Origin of the sequence: Buchnera aphidicola (Thelaxes suberi), assembly GCF_964059005.1 — a bacterium.
In the GTDB taxonomy this organism is placed as follows: domain Bacteria; phylum Pseudomonadota; class Gammaproteobacteria; order Enterobacterales; family Enterobacteriaceae; genus Buchnera_I; species Buchnera_I aphidicola_C.
In genome coordinates this window covers 40284-62954 of the sequence record NZ_OZ060389.1, presented here as the reverse complement: position 1 = coordinate 62954, position 22671 = coordinate 40284, and the positions used below count along the sequence as shown (strand labels likewise).

Sequence of the window (22671 nt, the reverse complement as noted above, 5' to 3'; positions counted from 1 at the left end):
GTATAAATTAAAATTTATTTTCAAATAAAAAATAAACAAACTATTAATTAAGGAATATAATATTATGACTTCTAAAGAAGTAACTATAACCTCTCCTAATGGTTTTCATACACGACCTGCTGCACAATTCGTTAAAGCAGCTAAAGAATTTCAATCTGAAATTACAATTACTTTTAAAGAAAAAATAGTCAATGCAAAAAGTCTTTTTAAAATACAAACATTAGGATTAACGCATGGAACAACAATAAAATTATCTGCTAATGGAAAAGATGAAATCGCAGCAATAAACCAATTAACTCAACTAATACAAAAATTAGTATAAAAAAAATTTTAAATAAAACAATCTTTCAAATTAATTTATTAACACTAAAATTCTTTTAAAAAATATTGTTATATATAAATTACATTACTATAAATATGTAAAGGTAATATTATGATTTCAGGTATTTCAGTATCACCAGGGATCGTCTTTGGAAAAATATTATTAATAAAAGAAGAAAAAATATGTATTAATAATACAAAGATACAAGAACAAGACATAAATTTAGAAATCAAAAAATTTTTTGATGCAAGAAATAAAACTATTCAACAAATTCAATTAATACAAAATAGTAACACAACAAAATTAGAACATGATCAAAATGCAATTTTTGAAGGACATATTATGTTAATTGAAGATGAAGAATTTGAACATGATATTCTTTCTTTAATTAAAAACAAACACTGCTCTGCTGAATATGCAGTAAATTCTGTTATAGAAAAACAAGTAACTACAATTGAAAATCTCCAAGATGAGTATTTAAAAAACAGAGCAATAGATATTAGAGATATTGGGGCAAGACTAATCAAAAATATACTGAATATTAACATTATTGATTTAAAAAACATAAATGAAAGTGTAATTATAGTAGCTAATGATTTAACACCTTCAGAAACAGCTCAAATTGATACAAAAAAAATTATAGGAATAATAACAAATCAAGGAAGTCGTACTTCACATACATCTATAATGGCACGATCTATGGAAATTCCTGCTATTGTTGGAGTTATTAATGCAACAAAAATAATAAAAAAAAATGATTTTATTATTTTAGATAGTATAAACAATGAAATATTTATTAATCCTGATAAAAATATTCTTAATTTAAAAAAAAAGCTTAAAACAAAGTTTGTAATACAAAAAAATAATTTAAAAAAAATAAAAAATTTAAATGCAATAACAACAGATGAGCATCAAGTAGAAATTGGAGCAAATATTGGAACTCCTCAAGATATTAAAGGAGCAAAAAAAAACGGAGCTGAATGTATTGGATTATACCGAACAGAATTTCTTTTCATGGGTAAAAAAAAATTACCATCAGAAAATGAACAATTTGAAATGTATAAAATTATAGCTCAAGAAATGGGAAATAAACCAGTTATTATCCGTACTATGGACATAGGAGGGGATAAAAATCTACCTTATATTAAACTTCCAAAAGAAGAAAATCCTTTTTTAGGTTGTAGAGCAATACGTATTTCAATGTTATACAAAGAAATATTGCATACGCAAATAAAAGCCATACTACGAGCGTCTGTGTTCGGAAAGTTAAGAATCATGTTTCCTATGATTATTTCTATTGAAGAAGTTAAATTTTTAAAAATTACAATAAAAAAAATTAAAGAAGAACTAAAAAACGAACACTGCGATTTTGATAAAAATATTAAAATAGGAATAATGATAGAAACTCCTGCTGCAGCAATAATATCACACAATCTAGCAAAAGAAGTGGATTTTTTTAGCATTGGAAGTAACGATTTAACTCAATATACTTTAGCAGTAGATAGAGGTAATGATTTAATATCAAATTTATATAATCCATTAAATCCAGCAGTATTACATTTGATTCAAAGAATAATTATTTCCGCACATAAGGAAAAAAAATGGGTAGGAATATGCGGCGAATTAGCATCAGATGAACGCGCTACACTTTTACTATTAGGTATGGGTATCGATGAATTTAGCATGAGCTCTTCTTATATTCCACATATAAAAAATATAATTAGAAAGAGTAATTTTAAAGAATGTCAAAAAATTGCAAAATTAGCCTTATTAGAACCTACTACCACAAAATTAACATCCATTCTACAAAAACACTTAGATAAAATAAATAAAAACTAATATAAAATATAAAAAAACAAAAGTTATACTTTAGGATAAAATAATGGGATTTTTTTCAAATTTTTTAAAAACAAAACCAAAAAATTCTACTACAGAAATTAATATAGTCGCTCCTTTATCAGGATCTATTATTAATATTGAATCCGTTCCTGATACAGTATTTGCTGAAAAAATAGTAGGAGATGGAATAGCTATAATTCCTTCTAACAATGAAATGGTAGCTCCAATAGATGGAGAAATTAATAAAATTCCCGATACATTACATGCTTTTTCTATAAAATCAAAAGAAGGTATTGAATTATTCGTACATTTTGGAATTGATACAGTAAATTTAAAAGGAAAAGGTTTTTTAAAAATTATTGGCAACAAAAAAGAAGTAAAAAAAGGGGATGTAATTATAAATTTTGATTTAAATTTTTTAATAAAAAATGCAAAATCTATTATTACACCAATTGTTATTTCCAATATGGAAAAAATAAAAACAATAAAAAAAATGTCAGGAACGGTTATAGCCGGAAAAACAACTGTTATGATTGTGACAATCTAATATCTTAAAATAACGGCACCTTAATCACGTGCCGTTTAAAAATATAATGTATTACTATAAATATATACATCCTTTATAAATGTAACTTTATCGAAAAAATAAAAAAAATTATATTTATTAAACTAATTAATCATTATTTTTATTAGAATACATAATTAAAAAAAAAGTTTATTTTTATTTTTTTTTCTCCAAATATCAATAGCTATTTTTCTTCTAATAAATAATTCCTCACTAATTTCTTTTCCTTTAAAACCATCTTTAATAACACAAGAAACCGAAACTAATTTCGCTACATAAAAAATTCTTTTTAAAAATTTTCCAGGTAACAAAATATTTTTTTTAGAATCATAATTTTTATTAAAAAAACAATAATAGTTATCAACTAAAATTACTAATAAATCAATAACAACCGTATTTCTCCAAGCATTAATATATTGAAAAAATTTTAAAATATCAAAAGACGTACAATAATATACATTTATTAAAAAGGTATGAAATTTAAAAGTAAAAATCGCTAAATTACTAATAGAAGAAGGAACACGTAAACGTTTAAAAAATTTTTTTAATAAATCAATAGAATAATGTTCAACATGATTATATGAAATAGATTTTCTAGAAAAAAAATTAGAAATAGCAAACTGAAACAAACTAGCAAATCGAACATCAATTCTATTAGAAACTTTTACAATACTTGCTATGTTAAATAAAAACATTTTCTTTTTAAAAGAACTACCAAAAAAAAATCCTGTATTATGATCAATATTCCACAAAAAAAATAATTCAGGAAATAAAAAACGTATAGCTCCGCACTGTTGTAAGACTCGAAAATAAATATGAGGATCTGGTGTTTTAAGAGCTTTTTCAGTTTCTTTCCATATGCGATACGGTTCTAAATAAATTAACTCTTTTTCTATGACCATCTGACTCATTAATTTAAAAGTGCTTGAAGCAATTTGAAATCCCATATGAGACAATGCAGCTAAAAAACGAGCAACTCTTAAAACTCTAAGAGGATCTTCTGAAAAAGAAGGAGAAATATGCTTCAAAACTTTTAATTTTAAATCTCTTATACCATTAAAAGGATCTATAAAATTTCCATGGATATCTTGTGCAATAGCATTAATTGTTAAATCACGACGATATAAATCTTCTTCTAAAGTAATATCCGAAGAAAAATTGACAGAAAACCCGTTATAACCCCTACCAGATTTTTTTTCTGTTCTAGCTAAAGCATATTCTTCGTTTGTTTTTGGATGTAAAAAAACTGGAAATTGTTTACCAACTTGTTTAAAATTGTTTTTTAAAAAATAATCAGGACAACCTCCAACTACAACCCAATCATTATCAATTACTGGTAAACGAAGTAAATAATTACGAACTGATCCTCCAACTAAGTATGTTTTCAATATTAATTCCTAGAATTATTAAAATAAAATTATAATGCTCTAAATATACAATACATTTATTATACAATATAACCAAATGACAAAATCTTATATCAAAAAAAATTTATTTGATATAAACAGCATTATACTGTTATAATTTTTAAAAAAAATAATTTTATTTAAAAATAAAAACCAATTCCTTCTTAATATATTCATAAATATGAAAAAAAAATTAGAACTAGTATTTGGATGTCCAAAAAAACGCATTAAAAATGCAATATCAGCGTTAAAATCAGGAAACGGAATTTTATTATTAGATAATGAAAATAGAGAAAATGAAGGAGATTTAATATTTCCAGCAGAAACTATTACAATTGAACAAATGGCTTTAACTATTAGATACGGAAGTGGAATAGTATGCTTGTGCATTACTGAAGAAAAAAGAAAACAACTAAAATTACCAATGATGGTAAAAAATAATACTAGTATTTATAAAACACCTTTTACAGTTTCTATAGAAGCTAGTCAAGGAGTGACTACAGGAGTATCCGCAAAAGATAGAGTAACTACTATTTCAGCTGCTAGTGCAATTTATGCCAAACCTGAAGACCTAAATAGACCTGGGCATATCTTTCCACTATGTGCTCATAAAAAGGGAATAAAAGGTCGTTTAGGTCATACTGAAGGTGCTATAACTCTTGTACAACTAGCAGGATTTAGACCTATAAGTGTACTTTGTGAATTAACTAATCAAGATGGTTCTATGGCAAAAACAAATGAAGTAATTAAATTTGCTATAAAAAAACAAATGCCTGTTTTAACAATAGATGATTTAGTTAAACATTTAATAAAAAAAAAATAAAAAAATAATCAAAAAAAATTAATACGTAAAAGAAGAAACATCAGATATTTTCCAATTAGGAAAAAAATAAGTTTGTGGTAAAATACTTTTATTTGCTTTTAATCGTAATAAACCAACAAAAGCAACCATTGCACCGTTATCTGTACAAAAATCAGAATCAACAAAACTCACTGAACCATTTAAATTGGATGCAAGTAAAAGTAATTTATTTCTTAATAAAACATTAGCGCTTACCCCTCCAGCAATAACTAAATTAAATAAATTATTATAGCACATAGCTCGTTCACACTTAATAACTAAAGTATCAACTAAAGCATCTTGAAAAGCTTTGGCAATATCTTCCGAACTAAACTTATCTTTACGAATAGCATTAAATACACTTGTTTTTAAACCTGAAAAACTAAAATCTAGACCTGTTATCTTAGTCATAGGTCTAGGAAAAATAATTTTTTCAATACCATTGCTTTTTTCTGCTAATAAAGATAAACTAACACCGCCAGGATAGGTTAATCCCAACATCTTAGCTACTTTATCTATTACTTCTCCCGCTGCATCATCTTTAGTTTCTCCTATTACTTCATACTTGCCTAGACTTTTAGCCTTAACTAGTTGAGTGTTGCCTCCTGAAACTAGCAATCCTATAAAAGGAAACTTCTTTTTTACCTCTTTTAGATTCTTTCCTATTCCGAAAGATAATAAGTGAGCTTCCATGTGATTTACTGCTACGATTGGTTTATTCAAAGCATAAGCTAATGAGCTTCCTACTGATGATCCTATCATTAATGATCCTGCTAAACCTGGTCCGGCTGTGTATGCAATTGCGCTTAAATCGCAAAATTTAGATCGAGATTCCTTTAAAGCTTTTTTAATCAATGGTACTATATATATTAAATGATTTCTTGCAGCTAATTCTGGAACTATTCCTCCATAATTTCTATGAATTTGTGTTTGGGTATGTAATTGATTGGCTATTAAACCTAAATTTTCATCATAAATTGCAATACCTGTATCATCACAGGAAGTTTCAATACCTAAAATACGCATAAATTTTTTATTCCATTTTTTTAGTTAAATTTGAGATAACTTTCTTAATTAAATTTGAACAACTATTTTAATCATTTTATTATTTTTTATAAAGTTTTAATTATTTATAAAATTTAATTTATTTTATATTATTCTAATTAAATTTATAAGGTGTTATATTTAAACATGCCGATTATTAAAGTGCGAGAAAATGAACCTTTTGATGTTGCTTTACGTCGTTTTAAACGTTCTTGTGAAAAAGCAGGTATTTTAGCGGAAATTAGACGAAGAGAATTTTATGAAAAACCTACTACAGAAAGGAAACGAGCAAAAGCTTCTGCAATTAAAAGATTAGCTAAAAAATTATCTAGAGATACTACTAGAAGAATTCGACTATACTAAATTTTTAATTTAATAAAAATAGAAAATTAAAAATTTTTTGTTTCTTATTGACCGTTCTTTATTTAAAGTACGGTCTGTAAACCTTATTTAAATACTTGATCTATATGTCAGAAAAAATTCCTCAGGATTTTATAAAAGAATTATTGTATAAAACAAATATTATTGATGTTATTGGTGGTTGTTTAAAATTAAAAAAAAAAGGATCCAATTATTTAGCTTTTTGTCCTTTTCATCAAGAAAAAACACCATCTTTTACTGTTAATTTTGAAAAACAGTTTTATTATTGTTTTGGATGTAATAATCATGGTAATGCTATTGATTTTTTAATGAATTTTAATCATTTAAATTTTCTTGATAGTATAAAAGAGCTATCTATTCGTAATGGTTTAGAACAAACTTATTATAATTTTTTTCAACCTAAAAATAATTTTTACACAAGAAAAAATTATTTGTATGATGTTAATAATGCGGCATCTATTATTTATAAAAATAATTTATTTTCTGAACGTAATTTGCATATTTTGAATTATTTAAAAAAAAGAGGTATAAATCAAAATATTTTAAATTTATTTTGTATTGGTTATTCGGAATCTAATATTCAATCATTTTTAATGAACTTTAAAAAAACAGGTTTTGATAAAAAAAAATTAGTACAGTCAGGAATATTAGTTATTAATGAAAAAAGAGAATTTGATAGATTTTATAAAAGAATTATTTTTCCTATTCGTAATATTTATGGAAAAATTACAGGATTTGGGGGTAGGGTTATTGACGAAAGATTGCCTAAATATATTAATTCTCCTGAAACATTAATATTTAGCAAAAAAACTGAATTATATGGTTTATATGAATTAAAAAAAAAGTCTTCTAGTTTTAAACAATTAATAATTGTAGAAGGTTATATTGATGTTATTATTTTGTTCCAGTGTGGAATTAATTATGCAGTTTCGACTTTAGGTACATCTATTACTCGTTATCAAATTAAAATTTTATTTCAAAAAACTAATAATATTATTTATTGTTATGATGGTGATGATGCTGGTAAAAAAGCTGCATGGTCAGCCTTAAAGGCGACTTTACCTTATATTTTAGATGGAAAAACAGTAAAGTTTATATTTTTACCTAAAGGTGAAGATCCAGATAGTATTATCAGAAAAAAAGGAAAAATTTTTTTTGAAAAAAAAATAAAAGAAGCTATACCTTTATCTACTTTTTTATTTCATGTTTTATTAAAAAATATAAATTTATTATCTATTGATGAAAGAAGTAAAATTATTGTTAAAGCATTACCTTTAATATCACAAATTCCTAGTGTTACAACAAAATTGTTGATACAACAAACACTTTCCCATAAGTTAGGAATAGTCTCTACTTATAAATCAGAATTATTTAAAAATAAAGAGTTTATATTTAATAAAAGACAGACAATAAATAGAAATTTACAGCATAATACTATGAGAATCCTTATAGGATTATTAGTACAATATCCTAAATTAGTAAGATTAGTTTCAATAGAAAAATACTTAAATAAAAAAATAAAATTAACAGGTTTAAAATTATTTATAAATATTATTAGTATATGTTTAAATGATCCTGGAATGAATACTGGTCAATTATTAGAATTTTATAGGAATAACGAAAAATTTTTGTTAAAAATAAAAAAAATTTCAAAGTGGGATCATATGATAACTCAATCTAAAATAGAATGTGTATTTTTAGATGCTCTGAAAGATTTAGATATAAAAATTTTATGTTTTTATCAAGATACTCTACTTGCGAAAGAACGATTATTAGGATTAAATCAAAATGAAAAATTAAATTTGTGGAGTATTAATAAACGGTTATTTCAATTTAGAAAATCTTATAAAAAGTTATTAAATTGATGTAAAGTATTTTTTAAATTTTATTGATATTTTAGAAAATTTAAAATTTTATTTTCTTAAAATTTTATTTTTTAGCCTTTATTACTTTAATCAATATGCATGAATGGTTGAACTATGGAAAAAAATTCGCAGTCTCAGCTGAAGATACTAGTACTCCATGGAAAAGAACAAGGTTATCTTACTTATTCCGAAATTAATGATCATCTTCCAGAAGATATTATAGATTCTGATCAGATTGAAAATATTATTCAAATGATTAATGATATGGGTATTCAAGTAGTTGATCAAGCTCCTGATGCTGATGATTTAATTTTAAATGCATCTGTAGCTCCAGATACTGATGAGGATGATGTTGAAGCGGCTACTCAAGTTTTATCAAATGTAGAATCAGAATTAGGAAGAACTACTGATCCGGTTCGTATGTATATGCGTGAAATGGGAGGTGTAGAACTACTTACTAGAGAAGGTGAAATAGATATAGCTAAAAGAATTGAAGAAGGTATTAATCAAGTACAATGTTCAGTATCTGAATACCCAGATGCAATTACTTATTTTTTAAAACAATATAAAAAAGTTGAGCTAAATGAATTACGTTTATCTGATTTAATAACAGGTTTTGTGGATCCTACTTTAGATACAGATAATTTTCAATCTATTTCAAATACTGTTATTAACGATGACTTATTAGATATTCATAAAGAGAATAGTTTAATTGATCAAGTTGATAGTAATACTGATGATGAAAATCATATTGATCCTGATTTAGCTAAAGAAAAATTTTTAAAATTAAAAAAACAATATCGTATTACTTACATAACGTTAAAAACAAAACCGAGAAATCATATTGATTCTGTAAAAGCTATACGTGAATTATCTGAAATATTTACACAATTTCGATTAGTTCCAAAACAGTTCGACTTACTTATTAAAAATATGCGTTTAGTCATTTCTAAGATTAAAAATCAAGAAAAAAAAATCTTAAATATATGTGTAAATAAATGTAAAATTCCAAAAAATGTTTTTTTAAAAATATTTTTACAAAAAAAAAATAATTTTAATTGGATTGAAATAATCGCTTCAATGAAGCATTCTTGGTCACATCGATTAAAACGTTATAAAAAAAATCTTACGTTATTATTAATAAAATTGACTGATATTGAAAAAGAAATCGGCATGAGTATTATGCAAATTAAGGATATTAATCATAGAGTTGTGATTGGTGAAGAAAAAGCGCGTAATGCAAAGAAAGAAATGGTTGAAGCTAATTTAAGATTGGTAATTTCTATTGCAAAAAAATATACTAATAGAGGATTACAATTTTTAGATTTAATACAAGAAGGGAATATTGGATTAATGAAAGCAGTTGATAAATTTGAATATAGAAGAGGTTATAAATTTTCTACTTATGCGACTTGGTGGATTAGACAGGCTATTACTAGATCTATCGCAGATCAAGCAAGAACAATTCGTATACCTGTCCATATGATTGAAACAATTAATAAGTTAAATCGTATATCTAGACAAATTTTACAGGAAATTGGACGTGAACCTACTCCAGAAGAATTATCTAATAGGATGTTAATACCCGAAGAGAAAATTAGAAAAGTTTTAAAAATTGCTAAAGAACCTATTTCTATGGAAACGCCTATAGGAGATGATGATGAGTCGCATTTAGGTGATTTTATTGAAGATACAACTTTAGAATTGCCTTTAGATTCTGCAACATCCGAAAGTTTAAGATCTGCAACGCATGATGTTTTAGCTGGATTAACAGCAAGAGAGGCAAAAGTATTACGTATGCGTTTTGGAATAGATATGAATACAGATCATACTTTAGAAGAAGTAGGTAAACAATTTGATGTAACAAGAGAACGTATTAGACAAATAGAAGCAAAAGCTTTAAGAAAACTTCGTCATCCTAGTCGATCAGAAGTGCTAAAGAGCTTTTTAGACGATTAAACTTTATTTATTCTCTATTTTTTTTAACTTTTTTTAAAATATAAATAAAGCTTCCTTTATAAGGAGGCTTTATGACAATAAATAAATTGTTTTGTGTAGTTTATTTATTATTTAATTTTTAAATTCCTCCTCCATCATTAAATTTTAAAAAAAATTTTTTTTTATTGATTATATTATGATTATTATCAACTAATATATTTTCGTTTTTTTTATAATATCCAATAATTTTTGCTGGTATTCCTGCAACAATAGAATATGGTTTTACCTCATGTAATACTACAGATCCAGCTCCTATTTTTGAATATTTCCCAATTTCGATATTTCCTATTATTTTTGCTCCTGCTCCTATAGTTACTCCTTTTCTGATAATAGGATGTCTATTTCCATGGATAAAATGTTTACTACCTAGAGTTACAGAGTGAAAAATAGAAACATTATCTTCAATGATTGATGTTTCCCCTATAACGATACCTGTAGCATGGTCTAACATTACTTTTTTTCCAATTTTTGCTGCTGGATGTATATCTACTGAAAAAACAGTAGATATTTGGTTTTGTAAATATAATGCTATAGATTTTCTTTTTTGTTTCCATAAATAATGACTGATACGATATGATTGTAGTGCATGAAAACCCTTAAAGTAAAGAAAAGGAATATAACATTTTTTATTGATAACTGGATCATTTTCAATAATATGTATTAAATCTTGAGAAAATTGTTGTTCTAATTTATTATGAAAAATAGATATAGAATTTACAATATTTTTTATGTTTTTTTCATTAAAAGAATCGGTTTTTAATTTTTCTGCAAGAATGTGAATTAAAGATTGAAAAAAGTTATTATGATTTAATATATTTAAATTATAAAATAATACTAATTCTTTTTCTGTTTCTAATGTTTTTTTTATTTCTTCTCTGATCTTGTTCCATAAATATTTTGAATTATTATTAGTCATATATATTTTCTTTATTTTAACTAATTTTTAAAATTTTTATGTTGAAATAACTATAAATGTACAGTTTTCTATTCTATATAGAATAGTTAAAATTTATATTTTTATTTTAATTTATTATTATAACAATTTTATTTATGTATTTATTATTTTTGTATTTTATATATAAATTATTTTTTTTTAGAAAAAATTTATTTATATTTATAATATATATTTAGTATTATTTTTTTTTTTCGCATTACGTAATGCAATCAAAACTTGTTCTTTTGACACTCCTCCATATGTATTATGATTTTGTATAATTTTTTCTATAGCAATATATTGAAATACATCGTTTTCAATTACATTACAAAATTGTTTTAATATATTTAAATTCATTTTTTCTAAAGTAACTTTCATGTCAATAGCTTTTAAAACTATCTTACCAACTATGTAATGAGCGTTACGAAAAGCTATTCCTTTTGTAACAAGATAATCTGCTAAATCTGTTGCGTTACTATAGCTTTCTTGTGCAGATTGATAACATATTGTTTTATTTAGTTGTATTTTTTTAATTACTAATGATGCCATATTTAAACTATTATTCCAGGTATTAATAGCATCGATTAATCCTTCTTTATCTTCTTGTAAGTCTTTGTTATATGCTAATGGTAAACCTTTTAATGTAACTAATATTCCAATTAATGCTCCGTATACTCTTCCACATTTTCCTCTTATAAGTTCTAATATATCTGGATTTTTTTTTTGTGGCATTAATGATGATCCAGAAGTAATATCATCAGGAAAATTAATATAGTTTGATTCATTAGATGAAAAAAATATAAGATCTTCTGAAAATCGAGATAAATGCATCATTCCAATAGATGCTGTTGATAAAATATCAATAACATAATCTCTATCAGATACACTATCCAGGCTGTTATTCGTAGGTGCATTAAAATTCATATTATCAGCTAATGCTTTTCTATCAATGTTCCAACTAGTTCCAGATAAAGCTCCTGATCCTAGTGGACATGTATTTAGACGATGTAATGAATCTTTTAACCTACTTTTATCTCTTTCTAACATTTCATAATAAGCTAAACACCAATGAGCAAATCTAATGGGTTGTGCTCTTTGTAAATGAGTATAGCCTGGCATTATTACATCAATCGTTGTTTCTGCTTTTTCAACTAATTGATTTTGAAAATTGCAAATATTTTTTATTAAATTTTTTATCTGTATTCGACACCATAACTTTAAATCTGTTGTAACTTGGTCATTTCTACTTCTTCCTGTATGCAGTTTTTTACCTAACTCTCCTAAATTTTCTACTAGTTTTTTTTCTACCCAAGTATGTATGTCTTCTACATCCATTTTTTTAGGATCGTTAGGTTGTTCAGTTACATTTTTTAATAAAATGTTTAATTGTTTTTCAATTTGAATTTGTTCTTGATTAGTTAAAACTTTTCCTTGAACTAAAGATTTTGACCATGCAATAGATGCTTTAATATCTTCTTTGACTAAAATGTAATCAAATTTAATAGATTGATTAAATTTTTTAAAATTATTTTCAGTAGAATTAGAAAACCTACCTCCCCATAAATTCATTTAATACCTCTATTATTCTAATTAATATTATCTTTTTTAATTGTTGATTTTTCTATTTTATTTTTTTTTAATGCTCTTATTTTTGATGGAAGTGTAAAAATTTTTATAAATCCTTCTGCATCGGAATGGTTATATAATTTATTTGTTTCAAAAGAGGCGTAATTTTTACTATATAGAGAATAAGGTGAACTTTTTTGTAAAATATTAATATTCCCTTTAAATAATTGTATTGTTACTTCACCGGTCATTACATTATTAAATGTTTGTACTGCATCTATTAATGATTGACATAATGGAGAGAACCATTTTCCATCATATACGACATAAGACATTTCTAAACCAATTTGTTTCTTCCATTTAAAACTCTCTCTATCTAACACTATTTGTTCTAATGCTTGCAGTGCTTTTACTATTATTGTTCCACCAGGTGTTTCATAACATCCTCTTGATTTTATTCCTAATAATCTATTTTCTACTATATCTATTCTACCAATTCCGTATTGCGATCCAATTTTATTCAGTTTTTCTAGTCCTTTAACATAAGAATATTTTTTTTTATTTATAGAGTGGATATATCCATTTTTTATTTTTAAATGAATTTTGCGTGGGTTGTTAGGTGTAATAATAGGATCATTAGTCCGTGACCAGCAGTCTTTAATTGGTTCATTATTTATATCTTCTAATATTCCTCCTTCAGTTGAAGTATGAAAGATATTTTCATCTTTGCTATATATTTTTTGTAATGTTGCTTCTGTAGAAATATTTCTTTGTTTTAAATATTTAATTAAATCAGATCGTGATGCTAGATTCCATTCTCTCCATGGAGCAATAATTTTTAATTGAGGTGCTAAAGAAGTGTATACATTTTCAAATCGTATTTGGTCATTACCTTTTCCTGTTGCTCCATGACATACTGATGTAGCTCCTAATTTTAGTGCTAAATTAACTTGATTTTTAGCTATAATTGGTCTTGCTATTGCTGTTCCTAATAAGTATTCGCCTTCATATATTGCTCCTGTATGTAATGTAGGATATATATAATTTTTTACAAAATCTTCTCTCAAGTCGACTATATATGCGCTATTTGCTCCTGATAGTAATGCTTTTTTTTCAATTCCAATTAAATCGTCAGATGGTTGTCCTACATTTGCTATAAAAGCGATTACTTCTGCATTATAATTTTCTTTTAACCAAGGTATAATAACAGATGTATCTAAACCTCCTGAATACGCTAATACTACTTTTTTATATTTGTTCATGTTATATATGATTACTCGCTTAATGTAAAATTTTATGTAATATTAAGAACTAAGGGATAATTTTAGTTCCAATAGATTTTTTGTTAAATAGTAATTCAATTAAATTATTATTATTGTACCCCGCAATTTCAACGTTTCTTTGTAATGTATGTGCAGCATCTAATGCTGTAGTTACCTTCACTTTCATACCGTTTCTAATAATGCCTTGATTAATTAATGATAACGCCTGAGTTTTATTAATTTGTTTAATTCTTTTACCTTTCCCGTCCAATACAGCATTAACATCAGACAAAAATATTAAATCTGCTTTTAACATACATGCTAATGATGTAGCTGCAAGATCTGCATTAACATTCATTAATTTTCCTGTATTTGTAATTCCAATTGAACTAATTATAGGAATTATATTTTTTTGAAATAATAAATATAAAAATTCATCAGATGATGGTAATGGTAATCCTACATTTCCTAATTCTGTATTAGTTGATTTATTTATTGTAAGTGTGTTTCCATCAGATAAACATAACCCTACTGTGTTTAATTTATTTTTTTTAGCTGCGGCTAAGATAATTTTATTTGCTGTTCCTGATAAAATACCTGTTACAAGGTTTATATGTTGTTTAGATGTTATACGTATACCGTTTTTTTTAATTATTGGTATAGATAATTGATTCATAAGTTCATCAACTAAACATCCTCCTCCGTGCACAATAATAATATTTTTTTTAATTAATAAATTTTCAACAGATTGTAAAGTTGAAAAAAATTGATTAATAAATTCTGGATTTTTTAAAAAAATTCCTCCGAATTTTATTACTAAATTATTTTTCATTTTATGATTCCATAATTATGTTTACAATAAAGAAGTACATTCGGGATACCTAAATTTGATATTAAAACATTGAATTGCTTGAGATGCAGCGCCTTTTAATAGGTTATCTTCTGTTACTACTATAACTATATATTCTTTTTGTATTGCGTAACCTATGTCACAGAAAGGAAATCCTATAACTGCATTTAAGTTAGGTATATCATGATTATATAATCTTACTAAAGGTTTTTTTGAATAATATTTAGAATAAATAGCTTGTATTTCTTCTTTTTTGAAAAAATTTTTTAATCGACATGTTATCGTTGCTATGATTCCTCTAGAAAAATTTCCTATGTGAGGATTAAATACTATTGGAATTCCAAGATGCTCTTCTATTTCGGGTTGATGACGATGATGAAAAAGTTTGTAGGGTTTTAATCCTACTTCACAATAACTATTGTTTAAACTAGGAACTCTTCCTGATCCACTGATACCGCTGATTGCATTGACAATAGGTTTGTAATTTAAATCAATTGCATTTGATAAAATAAGAGGTTTTAGCCCTATTTGTACTGCAGTTGGATAACATCCTGGAACAGCAATTAAATTTTTCTTTTTTATTTCATTAAAATTAATAAATTCTGCTAACCCATAAATTGCATCATTTAATAAAGAAGGATATTTGTGAGAAAATGTGTAATATTTGTGATAAACTTCTATGTTTTTCATTCTAAAAGATCCCGAAAGATCGAAAACAACGCATTTATGCAATAGAAATACAGGGACTAATTCATGACTAACTTTATGATCAGTTGCAAGAAAAACAACATCTATTTTTTTTGCTATTTCTGATGGATCATCTAATGGAGTTAAAGTTAAATCAACAATATTTTTTAATTTATTATGTATTTTATTAATTTTAATGTTCGCATCTTTGCTATTTTTTGATACTGCTAAATTAATAGTTTTTATTCCAAAATGTTTAGATAGATATAATGTTAATTCTGCTCCTACATATCCACTTGCTCCAACAATTAAAACATTTATCATTATTATATCCTTAATTTTATTATTAAATTTATTTTATAGAAAATTTTTTATTAATTATTTCAGCTGAACAGATTATAATAATAATAATATTTATTAATTAATACTTAACCTTAATTAAAAGAATTTCATAATGAAAGATAAACAATTTTTTATGCATGTTTTTAAATCTTTAGTTAATATTTCTACGATTAGTTCCTCAAATAAAGAAGTTGATCAAAGTAATAAAAAATTTATTGATGTTTTAGCAAATTATTTAAGTGATTTTAATTTTAATATATATATACAAAAAATTCCTAATAGTAATGATAAATTTAATTTAATAGCTAGTACTCATAAAATCGAAAATACTTATTCAGAAGGTCTTATGTTATCTGGTCATACAGATACTGTTCCTTGTAATGAAAATTTATGGCAATTTAATCCATTTGAATTAACAAGAAAAAAAAATCGTTTGTATGGATTAGGAACAACAGATATGAAAGGTTTTTTTGCTGCTATGATTAGTTTAATTCGTACGTTAAATATAAAAAATTTAAAGAAGCCTTTATATTTTTTAGCAACAGCTGATGAAGAAACAACTATGGAAGGCATGAAATATTTCTCTAATAATAATTTTGGTATTACTCCAAGTTTATCTATTATTGGAGAACCAACATCTTTAGAAATCATACAATCACATAAAGGTTATTTATGTAAACAAATTCAAATACAAAGTCGTTCCGCACATTCTAGTAATCCATACCAAGAAATTAACACAATTGAAGTAATGTATGAAGTTATTGGTTGTTTAATGCAATTAAAACAAGAATTACAATTAAAAACAAATTATAAATTTAATCTTCCATACTCTACTATGAATTTTGGTTGTATTCAAGGAGGTAATGCAGTTAATACAATATGTCCTTTATGCACGTTACAATTTGACATACGTCCTATACCTATTTTTTCTTTAGCAGAAATCGATGTTTTACTATTTAAATATCTGATGCCTATAGAAAAAAAATGGAAAATAAAAATTAAAATAGTTAATTTATATGATTTTATTCCTGGTTATGATTTTAAAAATTTAAATTTACTAAAAAAGTTAGAATATGTTTTATCAAAAAAAAGCAATTATGTGGATTATTGTACTGAAGCATCTTTTTTAAATACAGTATTACCAACAATTATTTTAGGTCCTGGTTCAATTAAACAAGCTCATCAATCCAATGAATTTTTTGATATTAGATATCTTGATGAAACTTATAAGATTTTTTTAAAATTAATTAATTATTTTTGTGTTTAAAGTTAAATAAAAATTTTTTATTTTTTTAAAAAATATTAAGTTTCTAATTTTACATTAGAGATATTTTAGAATTTATTGTTTTGCATACAGAATTAATCATTTCTACATCGTTTAAAGTATAGAAATGAAAATTATTTATCCCTTCTTTATATAATTTTTCTATCATTTGAGATATTAAAATTGATCCAATAATTTTTCCAGAATAATTGTTTTCTAGAGTAATATTTTCAAATAAATTAGATATATGTTTAGGTATGGTAACATTAGTTAAATTAGAAAATTTTTTTAATTGAATAAAATTTTTAATTGGTAAAATACCAGGTATGATAGGTTTAGTTATTCCTATTTTAATACATTCATCACGAAAGTATAAAAATTTGTCAATATCAAAAAAAAATTGAGTTATAGCTTGATCAGCTCCAGCATCTAGTTTTTTTTTTAAAAAAATTAAATCTTGTTTTGCAGAAGTAGATTCAGGATGCGTTTCTGGATATGCCGCTACTGAAATATTAAAATCAGCTGTTTTTTTTAATAATTTAACTAAATCTAATGCATACATGCTAGATACAGATATATTATTTTTAGGCCTATCTCCTCTCAAAGCTACTATGTTTTTGATTCCATTTTTCCAATAATTTTTTATTATATTAAGTAGTTCTATTCGAGAAATATCTATACAAGTTAAGTGTGCTGCAGTAGGGATATTGGTATAATTTTGAATTTTTAATGCTAAATTTTGTGTACGATATCGGTCACAACTATTTGGACTATATGTTATAGAAAAAAAACTAGGATTATATGCAGAAAAAATTTTTGATATGTTTTTTAAAGATAAGTCGTCGTATAAATTTTTAGGAGGAAAAAATTCAAAAGAAAATGAAATTTTATTAATAGCAACACTATTTAATTTATTTTTTTCGTAATTATCGATATTTTTTATTTTAATCATGAATTTTAATTCCTTTAATAATTATTGGTTTGATTAATTTATATGAAATAAATAATTATTTTTATTTATATTAATTGTGTTTTTTATTTGTTTTTACATATTTAATTATTATATATGAGAAAATATTTTTTTATTAATATAAATAACTGATTTATGCAAATATTGTATATATATAAATGTTATAAACAACATAAATTTTGTTTTATCAAAAAATGTTTATATATTGACTATTAATTATAGATAATTAGTATAATAGTCAATAAATTAAATAATTCTATATTAATTTCATTAAACTTATCTTGAAAAAACATTAAATTTATATTATATTGTAAATAATAAAAATATTTTTTTATTCAATTTTAAAAAGTATTAAAATTATTAATTAACATTATTTAATATTTATTATTTCAATAATATTATATATATATATTAATATAATGCCGGCTTAGCTCAGCAGGTAGAGCAACTGACTTGTAATCAGTAGGTCACCAGTTCGATTCCGGTAGCCGGCAAATATGTATTTTATTAAATATATATATATTATAAAAATTTTTTATATGGTGGGATTCCCGAGTGGTTAAAGGGAGCAGACTGTAAATCTGCCGTCAATGACTTCGAAGGTTCGAATCCTTCTCCCACCAAATAACTATATAAAATTCATATTTTATATATTTTTACTTATCTTTAATTATGCGGATATCGTATAACGGCTATTATCTTAGCCTTCCAAGCTAATGATGCGGGTTCGATTCCCGCTATCCGCTAAAAATTTAATTATATTATTAAATAACTATTTTATATTTATATAAATATAATTATTCTGCTGATATAGCTTAGTTGGTAGAGCACTTTCATGGTAAGAAAGAGGCCCCTAGTTCAAATCTAGGTATCAGCAAAAAAATTTTGATTATTATATACTACTAATGCTAAATAAATCTAATCAAAAAACTTCATAATAACAATTCAATTTTTTCTAGAATCAACCTTCATATTACATAAAAAATTTTAAAATAGTTATTTTTATTTTACAAAACAAATGTATACATTTTTTATATTATAAAAAATAAGATTTTATTTAATTTTATTACTAAAATATTTTTTTTTATTGTATTTGATTTAATCCAATAAATTATCATGATTATAATCAATTTAATTTTATAACAAAAATTTTACCGTATTATTTTTTAGGAACTTTATGAATAACAAATATTGTAATTATTTTAATAAATTTATTGTAATATTTAACTATTGGAAGCATGGTATTTTTCTTTTTATTTTTTGCTCTTCGATTTTTTGTTATACGTATTTTAATAAAAATTTATTTTATGGTTCCATAGTTTTATTAACTATAATATTATTATTAACTGTTTTTTTTTTAATATTAAATAAAAATAAAATTTTTTATTTAATATATTCAATTAAAAATGAAATTAAAAAAATTGTTTGGCCAGATAAAAATGATACGTTTTATATAACTATTATTGTTGTTTTTATAACAATAATAATGTCATTAATTTTATGGATTTTAGACAATTTATCGTATAACTTAATTTCTTACATTTTAAAAATGAGGATATAGATTTGTGGTAGTTATAAAAAAACGTTGGTATGTACTGCAAGCTTTTTCTGGTTGTGAAAGTCGTATAGCGGAGTCTATTCGAGATTATATTAAAAATAATAAGTTAGAAACAATTTTTGGGGAAGTATTAGTTCCTTCAGAAGAAGTGATAGAAATAAAAAAAGGTCAAAGAAAAAAAAGTGAGTATAAATTTTTTCCAGGTTATGTATTAATAAATATGATTATGAATAATGAAAATTGGCATTTGGTAAGAAGTATTCCACACGTAATGGGTTTTGTTGGTGGTACGTCAGATCAACCTTCTCCTATTAGTAATATAGAAGTTGAAAAAATTTTAAATAGATTAAAGAAATCAGATAATAAACCAAGACCAAAAACTTTGTTTGAGCCAGGAGAAATGGTTCGAGTGAATGATGGACCATTTTCAGATTTTAATGGGATTGTAGAAAAAGTTGATTATGAAAAAAATCGATTAACTGTTTCTGTGTCCATATTTGGACGATCAACTCCTGTAGAATTAGATTTTGCTCAAATAGAAAAAAGTTAAATTAATAAAATTTTTTTATTTTTTTATTATGTAAATTTAAATTAGGTATTATACAATGGCGAAAAAAATACAAGGTTATATAAAATTACAAGTTGCTGCTGGAATGGCAAATCCTAGTCCTCCTATTGGTCCTGCGTTAGGTCAAAAAGGATTAAATATTATGGAGTTTTGCAAGTTATTTAATAGTCAAACTAATCAGATTGAAAAAGGTTTACCTGTTCCCGTTATTATCACTGTGTATTCTGATAAAACTTTTACTTTTATTATTAAAACAACTCCAGCTTCAACATTATTAAAAAAAGAATTAAATGTTAAGTCTGGTTCAGATAATCCGAAAGAAAAAAAAATAGGAACACTTAAAAGATCACAACTTTATCAAATTGCAGAAATTAAGAAAGCAGATATGACCGGTAATAGTATTGAAAAAATGGTGCGTTCAATTGAAGGAACGGCTAAGTCTATGGGCATAATAATAGAGAATTAGAATGAACACAAGAATAAAAAAAATAAATAGAATAAAAGAAACAATTGATGTAAATAAATTGTATTCTTTTACAGAAGCGATAGAGTTAATAAAAAGTACAGCTATTGCTAAATTTAACGAAAGTATTGATGTATCAATTCACTTAGGCATTGATCCAAAAAAAACAGAACAAAATGTTAAAGGAACAGTTATTTTACCTCATGGCATTGGTCGAAATATTGTAGTTGCTGTTTTTGCAAAAGATGCTGTTCATGTACAACAAGCGCAAGATGCTGGAGCTGAATTTATAGGAATGGAAGATTTAGTACAGAAAATTAAAAAAGATAATTTAACAATTGATATTGTTATTGCGACTCCTGATACGATGAAATTAGTTAGTACTATTGGGTCTTTTTTAGGTCCTCGAGGGTTAATGCCTAATCCAAAATTAGGAACTATCACTTCAAATGTGTTTCAATCTGTTAAAAATGCTAAATCTGGACAAATACAATACAAAAATAATAAAAATGGCATAATTAATACAATAATAGGTAAAACAAATTTTCATAAAAATCAATTAAAAGATAATTTAATATCTTTTTTAACGTCATTAAAAAAAAATAAACCTACCAATTCAAAAGGAAATTTTTTAAAAAAAATTATATTGTCATCAACAATGGGTATATCTCTACCGTTAGATCAATCTTATTTGCTTTAAAAAAATTTTAATTTACTAAAGAAAAAAAATAATTTATAGTTTACAAATTAATGATTTTAAATTAAAAATAAACGTTTTTTATTTTTATTTGTTTTTATTGTTTTAATATTATTTTTATCATTATTGATAATAAATAGTATTTTTATTCTTTTATCAGAATAAAAATAAAATAAGTTCGCATGAGTTACTATCTATAATAGTTTAATATTTTAAAAAATAAATTATATATTTTTAGGTAAATATTTAGGAGTAACACTTAAAAAATGCCATTAAATCAGCAAGATAAAAAAACAATTATAGAAAAAGTAAATAAAATTTGTCATTCAGCGTTATCTGTTGTTATAGTAGAATTTAAAAATATATCTGTTAATACAATTACTAAATTAAGAAAAGAAGCGTTAAAAAATGATGTATATATTCATATTATACGTAATACATTGTTAAAAATTGCTTTTAATAAAACTGAATTTGAATGTTTGAATACTGTATTAAAAGGTTCTATTTTAGTAGCATTTTCGATGAAACATCCAGGTAGTGCTATGAGAATATTACAAGTTTATGAAAAAGAATTCAATAATTTAAAAATTGTGAATGTAGCTTTCGAAGGAAAATTATTAGAAAAACAAGAAATACTTCAATTAGCTCTTATGCCAACTCATTTAGAAGCAGTATCTCGTTTTATTTTTACTATACAGGAAGCTGCGATAGGAAAATTAATTCGATTATTGCATTCTATCCGTAATAAAAAAGAAAAAAATAAATAGCACAAGCAATTGTTTAATTAGTAAACAATTAATTATTTTATGAAATAAAATTGAGAATAATAATTATTATGTCTATTACAAAAGAACAAATTATAGAATCAATATCAGAAATGTCTGTCAAAAATATTGTTGAATTAGTTGCTGCTATGGAAGAAAAGTTTGGAGTATCTGCTACTATTTCTGTTAATGCTTCAAATGATGTAAATAAAACTAATGTAGAAGAAAAAACAGAATTTGATGTAATTTTAAAAAATATCGGTCCTAATAAAGTTTCTGTAATTAAAGCAGTACGTACAGCTACAGGATTAGGACTAAAACAAGCTAAAGATCTTGTAGAATCAGCACCTATTGCTATTAAAGAGCGTATTAATAATGAAGATTCTCAAAAATTAAAGAAAATTTTAGAAGAAGTTGGCGCTGAAATAGAAATTAAATAAATTGTATAACTATTAATTAAAATTATTTAATTATTTACGTTTTAT

The 22671-nt window shown here is 24.4% G+C and carries 22 protein-coding genes and 4 tRNA genes; 18 read left to right on the top strand and 8 right to left on the bottom strand.

Going from position 1 to position 22671, the window contains the following annotated elements:
- The first annotated feature begins 64 nt into the window (after window positions 1-64).
- The 3 genes from AB4W61_RS00275 to crr all read left to right on the top strand — a co-directional run bounded on the left by AB4W61_RS00275 (window position 65) and on the right by crr (window position 2708).
- Window positions 65-322 carry an HPr family phosphocarrier protein gene (locus tag AB4W61_RS00275; protein WP_367678989.1) on the top strand — a complete coding sequence of 86 codons (258 nt, stop codon included), beginning with the start codon at window positions 65-67 and terminating at the stop codon, window positions 320-322.
- A 111-nt stretch (window positions 323-433) separates the two neighbouring features.
- Entirely contained in the window at window positions 434-2161 is a 1728-nt protein-coding gene (gene ptsI, locus AB4W61_RS00270; protein WP_367678988.1) for a phosphoenolpyruvate-protein phosphotransferase PtsI, read from the top strand.
- Between the two features lie 43 nt (window positions 2162-2204).
- Window positions 2205-2708, top strand: coding sequence for a PTS glucose transporter subunit IIA (gene crr, locus AB4W61_RS00265; RefSeq protein ID WP_367678987.1), 504 nt, complete (start codon window positions 2205-2207; stop codon window positions 2706-2708).
- 155 nt (window positions 2709-2863) lie between these two features.
- Here the strand turns inward: crr and AB4W61_RS00260 are convergent, their stop codons facing one another.
- Window positions 2864-4114, bottom strand: coding sequence for a tRNA CCA-pyrophosphorylase (locus AB4W61_RS00260; RefSeq protein ID WP_367678986.1), 1251 nt, complete (start codon window positions 4112-4114; stop codon window positions 2864-2866).
- A 199-nt stretch (window positions 4115-4313) separates the two neighbouring features.
- Between AB4W61_RS00260 and ribB the strand changes: the two genes are divergently transcribed.
- Window positions 4314-4955, top strand: coding sequence for a 3,4-dihydroxy-2-butanone-4-phosphate synthase (gene ribB / locus AB4W61_RS00255; RefSeq protein WP_367678985.1), 642 nt, complete (start codon window positions 4314-4316; stop codon window positions 4953-4955).
- Window positions 4956-4973: 18 nt separating this feature from the next.
- Here the strand turns inward: ribB and tsaD are convergent, their stop codons facing one another.
- Window positions 4974-5999, bottom strand: coding sequence for a tRNA (adenosine(37)-N6)-threonylcarbamoyltransferase complex transferase subunit TsaD (gene tsaD / locus AB4W61_RS00250; RefSeq protein ID WP_367678984.1), 1026 nt, complete (start codon window positions 5997-5999; stop codon window positions 4974-4976).
- A gap of 165 nt (window positions 6000-6164) precedes the next feature.
- On the opposite strand from tsaD, the gene rpsU reads away from it, so the two are divergent.
- The 3 genes from rpsU to rpoD all read left to right on the top strand — a co-directional run bounded on the left by rpsU (window position 6165) and on the right by rpoD (window position 10222).
- Window positions 6165-6380 carry a 30S ribosomal protein S21 gene (rpsU, locus tag AB4W61_RS00245; protein WP_367678983.1) on the top strand — a complete coding sequence of 72 codons (216 nt, stop codon included), beginning with the start codon at window positions 6165-6167 and terminating at the stop codon, window positions 6378-6380.
- A 104-nt stretch (window positions 6381-6484) separates the two neighbouring features.
- On the top strand, window positions 6485-8263 hold the full coding sequence (dnaG, locus tag AB4W61_RS00240; protein ID WP_367678982.1) for a DNA primase: 1779 nt from the start codon (window positions 6485-6487) through the stop codon (window positions 8261-8263).
- Between the two features lie 114 nt (window positions 8264-8377).
- The gene (gene rpoD / locus AB4W61_RS00235; protein WP_367678981.1) at window positions 8378-10222 is read left to right on the top strand and encodes an RNA polymerase sigma factor RpoD; all 1845 of its coding nucleotides are present in this window, start codon (window positions 8378-8380) and stop codon (window positions 10220-10222) included.
- 118 nt (window positions 10223-10340) lie between these two features.
- Here the strand turns inward: rpoD and cysE are convergent, their stop codons facing one another.
- The 5 genes from cysE to argC form a co-directional block, all read right to left on the bottom strand.
- A complete protein-coding gene (gene cysE / locus AB4W61_RS00230; protein WP_367678980.1) occupies window positions 10341-11177 on the bottom strand; it encodes a serine O-acetyltransferase in 837 nt (278 codons plus the stop codon).
- A 198-nt stretch (window positions 11178-11375) separates the two neighbouring features.
- Window positions 11376-12764, bottom strand: a complete 1389-nt coding sequence (gene argH / locus AB4W61_RS00225; protein ID WP_367678979.1) for an argininosuccinate lyase — start codon at window positions 12762-12764, stop codon at window positions 11376-11378.
- 17 nt (window positions 12765-12781) lie between these two features.
- Window positions 12782-14023 (bottom strand): argininosuccinate synthase, encoded by a 1242-nt coding sequence (locus AB4W61_RS00220; protein WP_367678978.1) that lies wholly within the window; start codon window positions 14021-14023, stop codon window positions 12782-12784.
- Between the two features lie 49 nt (window positions 14024-14072).
- Window positions 14073-14855: an acetylglutamate kinase gene (argB, locus tag AB4W61_RS00215; RefSeq protein WP_367678977.1), complete on the bottom strand. Its 783-nt coding sequence runs from the start codon at window positions 14853-14855 to the stop codon at window positions 14073-14075.
- A gap of 21 nt (window positions 14856-14876) precedes the next feature.
- Complete coding sequence (gene argC / locus AB4W61_RS00210; protein WP_367678976.1) at window positions 14877-15884, bottom strand: N-acetyl-gamma-glutamyl-phosphate reductase; 1008 nt, start codon at window positions 15882-15884, stop codon at window positions 14877-14879.
- Between the two features lie 130 nt (window positions 15885-16014).
- Here argC and argE point away from each other — a divergent pair, with 130 nt between their 5' ends.
- A complete protein-coding gene (argE, locus tag AB4W61_RS00205) occupies window positions 16015-17169 on the top strand; it encodes an acetylornithine deacetylase (protein WP_367678975.1) in 1155 nt (384 codons plus the stop codon).
- Between the two features lie 49 nt (window positions 17170-17218).
- Here the strand turns inward: argE and AB4W61_RS00200 are convergent, their stop codons facing one another.
- Window positions 17219-18118, bottom strand: a complete 900-nt coding sequence (locus AB4W61_RS00200) for a methylenetetrahydrofolate reductase (protein ID WP_367678974.1) — start codon at window positions 18116-18118, stop codon at window positions 17219-17221.
- Window positions 18119-18557: 439 nt separating this feature from the next.
- Here AB4W61_RS00200 and AB4W61_RS00195 point away from each other — a divergent pair.
- The 10 genes from AB4W61_RS00195 (at window position 18558) to rplL (ending at window position 22626) form a co-directional block, all read left to right on the top strand.
- Window positions 18558-18630 (top strand) — tRNA-Thr (locus AB4W61_RS00195).
- Between the two features lie 47 nt (window positions 18631-18677).
- Window positions 18678-18759 (top strand) — tRNA-Tyr (locus AB4W61_RS00190).
- A 51-nt stretch (window positions 18760-18810) separates the two neighbouring features.
- Window positions 18811-18882 (top strand) — tRNA-Gly (locus tag AB4W61_RS00185).
- 58 nt (window positions 18883-18940) lie between these two features.
- Window positions 18941-19013, top strand: a tRNA-Thr gene (locus AB4W61_RS00180).
- 300 nt (window positions 19014-19313) lie between these two features.
- Window positions 19314-19697, top strand: a complete 384-nt coding sequence (gene secE, locus AB4W61_RS00175) for a preprotein translocase subunit SecE (RefSeq protein ID WP_367678973.1) — start codon at window positions 19314-19316, stop codon at window positions 19695-19697.
- A 4-nt stretch (window positions 19698-19701) separates the two neighbouring features.
- A complete protein-coding gene (gene nusG, locus AB4W61_RS00170) occupies window positions 19702-20244 on the top strand; it encodes a transcription termination/antitermination protein NusG (RefSeq protein WP_367678972.1) in 543 nt (180 codons plus the stop codon).
- A 55-nt stretch (window positions 20245-20299) separates the two neighbouring features.
- Window positions 20300-20728, top strand: coding sequence for a 50S ribosomal protein L11 (gene rplK / locus AB4W61_RS00165; protein WP_367678971.1), 429 nt, complete (start codon window positions 20300-20302; stop codon window positions 20726-20728).
- Window position 20729: 1 nt separating this feature from the next.
- A complete protein-coding gene (rplA, locus tag AB4W61_RS00160; protein ID WP_367678970.1) occupies window positions 20730-21425 on the top strand; it encodes a 50S ribosomal protein L1 in 696 nt (231 codons plus the stop codon).
- 263 nt (window positions 21426-21688) lie between these two features.
- Window positions 21689-22189 (top strand): 50S ribosomal protein L10, encoded by a 501-nt coding sequence (rplJ, locus tag AB4W61_RS00155; RefSeq protein ID WP_367678969.1) that lies wholly within the window; start codon window positions 21689-21691, stop codon window positions 22187-22189.
- Between the two features lie 68 nt (window positions 22190-22257).
- The gene (gene rplL / locus AB4W61_RS00150) at window positions 22258-22626 is read left to right on the top strand and encodes a 50S ribosomal protein L7/L12 (protein ID WP_367678968.1); all 369 of its coding nucleotides are present in this window, start codon (window positions 22258-22260) and stop codon (window positions 22624-22626) included.
- Window positions 22627-22671: the final 45 nt, after the last annotated feature.

Excerpts from the sequence above, each read along its gene's own strand:
- secE (WP_367678973.1), top strand. The coding sequence starts at position 19,314 with ATGAATAACAAATATTGTAATTATTTTAATAAATTTATTGTAATATTT.
- cysE (WP_367678980.1), bottom strand. The coding sequence starts at position 11,177 with ATGACTAATAATAATTCAAAATATTTATGGAACAAGATCAGAGAAGAA.
- argB (WP_367678977.1), bottom strand. The coding sequence starts at position 14,855 with ATGAAAAATAATTTAGTAATAAAATTCGGAGGAATTTTTTTAAAAAAT.
- argH (WP_367678979.1), bottom strand. The coding sequence starts at position 12,764 with ATGAATTTATGGGGAGGTAGGTTTTCTAATTCTACTGAAAATAATTTT.
- rplJ (WP_367678969.1), top strand. The coding sequence starts at position 21,689 with ATGCCATTAAATCAGCAAGATAAAAAAACAATTATAGAAAAAGTAAAT.
- AB4W61_RS00275 (WP_367678989.1), top strand. The coding sequence starts at position 65 with ATGACTTCTAAAGAAGTAACTATAACCTCTCCTAATGGTTTTCATACA.
- rpsU (WP_367678983.1), top strand. The coding sequence starts at position 6,165 with ATGCCGATTATTAAAGTGCGAGAAAATGAACCTTTTGATGTTGCTTTA.
- dnaG (WP_367678982.1), top strand. The coding sequence starts at position 6,485 with ATGTCAGAAAAAATTCCTCAGGATTTTATAAAAGAATTATTGTATAAA.
- AB4W61_RS00220 (WP_367678978.1), bottom strand. The coding sequence starts at position 14,023 with ATGAACAAATATAAAAAAGTAGTATTAGCGTATTCAGGAGGTTTAGAT.
- tsaD (WP_367678984.1), bottom strand. The coding sequence starts at position 5,999 with ATGCGTATTTTAGGTATTGAAACTTCCTGTGATGATACAGGTATTGCA.
- argC (WP_367678976.1), bottom strand. The coding sequence starts at position 15,884 with ATGATAAATGTTTTAATTGTTGGAGCAAGTGGATATGTAGGAGCAGAA.
- rplA (WP_367678970.1), top strand. The coding sequence starts at position 20,730 with ATGAACACAAGAATAAAAAAAATAAATAGAATAAAAGAAACAATTGAT.
- rpoD (WP_367678981.1), top strand. The coding sequence starts at position 8,378 with ATGGAAAAAAATTCGCAGTCTCAGCTGAAGATACTAGTACTCCATGGA.
- ribB (WP_367678985.1), top strand. The coding sequence starts at position 4,314 with ATGAAAAAAAAATTAGAACTAGTATTTGGATGTCCAAAAAAACGCATT.
- AB4W61_RS00200 (WP_367678974.1), bottom strand. The coding sequence starts at position 18,118 with ATGATTAAAATAAAAAATATCGATAATTACGAAAAAAATAAATTAAAT.
- rplL (WP_367678968.1), top strand. The coding sequence starts at position 22,258 with ATGTCTATTACAAAAGAACAAATTATAGAATCAATATCAGAAATGTCT.
- crr (WP_367678987.1), top strand. The coding sequence starts at position 2,205 with ATGGGATTTTTTTCAAATTTTTTAAAAACAAAACCAAAAAATTCTACT.
- ptsI (WP_367678988.1), top strand. The coding sequence starts at position 434 with ATGATTTCAGGTATTTCAGTATCACCAGGGATCGTCTTTGGAAAAATA.
- rplK (WP_367678971.1), top strand. The coding sequence starts at position 20,300 with ATGGCGAAAAAAATACAAGGTTATATAAAATTACAAGTTGCTGCTGGA.
- argE (WP_367678975.1), top strand. The coding sequence starts at position 16,015 with ATGAAAGATAAACAATTTTTTATGCATGTTTTTAAATCTTTAGTTAAT.